The sequence below is a fragment of the Endozoicomonas sp. ONNA2 genome (assembly GCF_024606365.1).
Lineage (GTDB): Bacteria > Pseudomonadota > Gammaproteobacteria > Pseudomonadales > Endozoicomonadaceae > Endozoicomonas.
Genome location: NZ_JAHHPO010000898.1, coordinates 1 through 1,088, shown reverse-complemented (window position 1 = coordinate 1,088; position 1,088 = coordinate 1). Strand labels below are relative to the sequence as shown.

The following is a 1,088-nucleotide window of genomic DNA, read 5'->3' as shown; positions in this document are numbered from 1 at the left end:
CATTGAAGGTGCGCTTCGGGCATTTCGTGAGGTCGCCGGTGCCAGCACACTGATTCCCATGTTTCTGGAGATTCAGCTGTCGGCAGCCTATGCCGATGGTGGGCTGAGCCCTTCAGAACAAGCGGTATTCAAGCAGGTTTGCAGTATTCTGGGGGTGGGCAACTTTGCTTTTGATCAGATTCACAAACGGTTCATTGCCCAGAGAGAGTATTATCAGCAAGGTGGCTATCAATCCGGTGGCAGCCGATCCTCTTCAGGAATGGACCTGAAACGGGCTTATGATGTTCTGGGTGTGTCTGACAGCGCATCAGATGCTGAAGTCAAGAAAGCTTACCGCAAGCTGATGAGCGAACACCATCCGGATAAACTGGTGGCAAAGGGGTTGCCTGAGGAGATGATGGCGGTTGCCAAGGAAAAAACTCAAGAAATTCAGGGAGCTTATGATCAGGTTCGGGCCGCCCGGAAGGCGGCAGGATAGTGTATTTGCTTAACAATAACCTGCTATCTTCATTACGATTCAGAATAATAACTGCTTTCAAATAGCCTTCAGGGGAACTTTTTCCCGATTAAGTTGACTAAATGATCAGTAGATACATTTTTTACTTAATGGAGGCCAGAGCTGTGATTTATTCGAAACGCAAACAGTTTATGTACTGGTACATTCCAGCCACTACCAGAATTGACCTTGATTCCAATCGGTCTGTAATTTACTGCTTTTCAGATTTACCCCGAAAAGTGAAGTCAGCATTGAGAGGTAAGAAGAAATATCTCATTTTTAAAGAAATAAAAGGGTTCTCAACTTCAATTGTTGAGCGGGCAGTCCACCCCTCTGTGTAGTTCTGGCGGGTAATCGACCTTCTTGCTGTGATCTGTTAACTGGTCCGGGAGGGCCATGCGCCAAGGCAATTAAATTGCCAATTTCTGTCAACATTATTTCAAGACAGTGCCTTGAACCTAAATTCAGCAGTTGAAAATCGAAATACCTCTGAAACCCTTGCGATACATGGGTTAGGTCAGTTTTAGTCATTCACCCATTGGGTGAGTGCATCAATAATCCTCAATACCTGTTACTGCAAGGGGTTTAGCAG

General features: G+C 45.7%; 1 protein-coding gene. It reads left to right on the top strand.

All coding sequences use genetic code 11. The features are described 5' to 3' along the window. On the top strand, window positions 1-478 hold a 478-nt coding region (gene djlA, locus KDK14_RS15990), incomplete at its 5' end, for a co-chaperone DjlA (RefSeq protein WP_306671571.1). Window positions 479-1,088: the final 610 nt, after the last annotated feature.